Source organism: Flavobacteriales bacterium (assembly GCA_013001705.1).
In the GTDB taxonomy this organism is placed as follows: domain Bacteria; phylum Bacteroidota; class Bacteroidia; order Flavobacteriales_D; family JABDKJ01; genus JABDLZ01.
In genome coordinates, this window is record JABDLZ010000235.1 from 1 (window position 1) to 3,819 (window position 3,819).

The 3,819-nt window shown below is 48.8% G+C and carries 1 protein-coding gene; it reads left to right on the forward strand.

The genetic code is table 11. The annotated features are described in order from the left end of the window. Positions 1–157: 157 nt before the first annotated feature. The coding region (locus HKN79_09550) for a BamA/TamA family outer membrane protein (protein ID NNC83812.1) at positions 158–3,819 on the forward strand (3,662 nt) is incomplete at its 3' end.

The following is a 3,819-nucleotide window of genomic DNA, read 5'->3' on the forward strand; positions in this document are numbered from 1 at the left end:
CTATCTGACCATCAACTCCACCTATAGCGTGAGTGATGTGGATTCGGTCTTTCAACTCAGACTTGGCTTCTTTTATTGATACGAATCCTGACAACCCAATAAACTGGTATCGCATTTGAATAGATGACCATCTACGATCAAAGACAAGGAATCACGTATGAACACGACCTCTAGATACCTGACATTACTCGGCATATCCCTAAGCATTCTAGCCTATGCGCCTATGGGAGCTCAGAAACAATTCTCCGATAGGGAACTCGTTCCACGTCCACCCGCTGATTCTGCCCATGTGGTATATCTGATAGGAGATTGCGGTACACCTCCCGAGAAACAGACTGGGGTGGATATTCTGGCCAAGGTGGCGAAGAAGGATCCTGAGGCTACAGTGGTCTTCTTGGGGGATAATATCTATCCCACCGGATTGCACAGCAAACAGAGTCCTACCCGCAAACTAGAAGAAGAGATCATCGAGTATCAGATGCGCCCTTTTCTGGACCATGAGGGTCTCGTGCTCTTTATTCCCGGCAATCACGATTGGGAACAAGGTGGGAGATATGGTAATAAGATGGTGGAGCGTCAGCAGGAGTATGTGGAAGAATTCCTAGGCTCTGATGACGCATTCGAGCCGGACAATGGATGCCCAGGACCTGAGGTATTCGAGCTGGGAGATGTGGTGATCATCGCTATCGATACCCAATGGTGGATCCATGACAATGTGCGCTCTGAGGGCGTGCCCGATGGCTGTGACGTGGCCGATGAAGATGGCTTCATGCTCTTGTTCAATGATGAATTGAAGAAACACAGGGACAAGCACGTGATCGTGGTGGGGCACCATCCGCTGAGAAGTAATGGGACACATTCCGGTCGATACCCCTGGCAGGACCACATCTTTCCCTTGAAGAAATTGAATAAGAACCTGGCCATACCCCTGCCCATTATCGGTAGTATCTACCCGTTGTATCGCAAATTCCTTGGAGACCGTCAGGACATCCCGCATCCTGTCTATCAGAATATGGCCAATCGCCTTCTATCCAGTATGGGAGAATATGAGAATGTGACCTATGCAGCAGGCCACGAGCATAACCTCCAGTATTTTCCGAACGATAGCAATCATTTGATCGTCAGTGGATCCGGAGGTAAAGTCACCCACTTGATCAACTCGGCCGATATGGCATTCGGTGCTCAGCGAAAAGGTTTCGCGCGTATGACATTCTATGCCGATGGCCGGGCCTGGCTCGAATTCTTTGCGCCTACAGAAGAAAAAGAGCCCGAATTGATATTCTCCAGCATGATCTACCAGAAAGAGATCATCCGGGTGGATGAGGAAGAGATCGCTGAAATAGACGAAGAGATCCCGGATATAGACTATTCTGGAAAAACGGCCCTTGTGGTACCCGATAGTGGCTTCGCAGCATCAGGATTCAAGCGATTTTGGATGGGGGATCTCTATCGGGACCTCTGGACTACGCCCATCGAAGCCCCTTATCTCAATATACACCATCGCTATGGCGGGCTCTTACCCACCGAGAAAGGAGGCGGGAAACAGACCCAATCCCTACGATTGGAGGATCCAGCCGGTAATGAATATGTGGTGCGGACCGTACAGAAGAATACCCGATTCCTTGTAGAGAGCAGTCTGCGCAATAGCATAGTCGAGCAACTGGTGGCAGACGGTGTGGCAGGCTCACATCCCTATGCGGCCATAGCCGTGCCTCCCTTGGCACGTCCTCTAGGTATCTTTCACACTGACCCTGAATTGGTCTATGTACCGGATGATCCTATACTGGGTGAGGTCAGGCCCATTTTCGGTAATACCTTATGTCTCTTCGAGGTGCGTCCCGATGATGATATGAGCCGCTTCGATGAAGTAGGGAACACCAGAGAAGTCATCGGCTATGATGACCTGATAGAAGAAGTACAAGAAGAGAAAGAGGTCAGGGTGGACCAGCAGTTCACCTTGAGGAATCGACTATTCGATTTCCTTATTGGTGATTGGGACCGACACGATGACCAGTGGAAATGGGCCTTGTTCAAAGAAGATGGTCTCGAGGTCTACCGTCCGATACCCAGGGATCGGGATCAAGCCTTCTTCTTTGTGGATGGTGTGATCACCAAATTGACCAATCGCAAATGGATGGTCAGGGCGCTTCAAGAGTATGGGCCGGATATCCGGGACATACAAGGGATGGGCTTCAGCTCCAGATACTTCGATAGGAGCTGGTTGACTGCACTGGATAGGGAAGACTGGATAGAGGAAGCTCAATACATCCAAGAGACTATCACCGATGAGCATATCGAAGAGGCAATCGCCCAATTGCCAGAGGTAGCCCAAGAGTTCAACGGTGAATTCCTGAAGAACTCTCTTCGCTCTAGAAGGGACAACATGGTCAAGTTCGCCAACAAATATTACAAGTATCTCGCACAAGATGTGGATGTGGTGGGAAAGACCGGGCAAGATTATTTCGAGGTCATTCGCAAGGATGGGGGACTAGTGGAAGTCAATGTCTACGATCAGGAAGATGATCTTCCCAACACGGATATGAGATACTATCACCGTGTCTTCAATTCTCGTGAGACCAAAGAGATACGGCTCTATGGCCTCGAAGGGAAGGACATTTATAAGCTCACCGGAGATGTAGATAAAAGCATCTTGGTACGGATCATCGCAGGAGAAGATGAGGACACCGTCATAGATTCCAGCTCGGTCTCTTCCTGGTGCGCTCATACCCGCTATTACGACAGTTTAGATAGTAACAAGGTCATCTCCAATGGGAAATTAAAGACCGATCTCAGACCTGAGGATGAGGTGATCGAGTATAACCGAAGAGGCTATGAGATGAACACCTTTCTTCCTTTGCCCTATTTGGGATACAATCCAGATGACCGATTCTTCATAGGCGCTGGGATCACCTGGCAGACACACGGTTTTGATAAGGAACCCTTCAAGTCCGATCAATCCGTAAAGGGAAATATCTCTACGTTCACTGGAGCGGTCAATTTCGATTACTCCGGACAATTCGTTGATGCCCTTGGAAACTTCGATTTCATAGCTGATGCCCGGGTCAACCTACCTTTCATATTCAGATACAACGGACAGGGCAACACCACAGATGTGGATGAGCGTATCGATGGGGAAGTGCGATTGGATCGCGTAGAGATCGAACCGGGAATCGCTCTATCCAATTTCACTCAAGCGAGTATTGCCAAGCTCAGTCTATATTCTGCATACTATCAGGTAGATGCCGATGATCGCTTCAATGACCTGATCGTCCCTATCCAGAACAGTGAGGACTACATGATCGGAGCTAGATTCAACTATCAATATGAAAATGGCGATGATCTGAGTGATCCACATCGAGGCATCCGATTCAAAGTGGGAGCAGGCTATACCAATGGATTGGAAGGAAGTGATATCTCCTTCTACGATCTCTCATCCGAGCTCAGTCTATTCTTCCCGATGAAATTCATTCCCTTGAGAACGACTCTGGGTCTACGTTCGGGTTTCGCTCATAACGATGGAGACTACCGCTTCTATCAGGCGAATTTCATTGGAGGTCAAGAAGAATTCAGAGGAGTTCGTAGGAACCGATTCGGAGGAAAGACCTCTCAATACAACAATATCGAACTCCGCACCCTGGTGGCCAATGTAGGTCGATGGACTTTCCCCTTCGACCTCACTGTAGTGGGTCACTATGATATCGCACGTACTTGGGATGGCTCGGATTTCAAAGACTTCTATCACACTTCATACGGTGGAGGACTTTCTTTCAATATCTTGAGCTACATAAGACTTACAACGACCTATAGCCGGAGCGATGC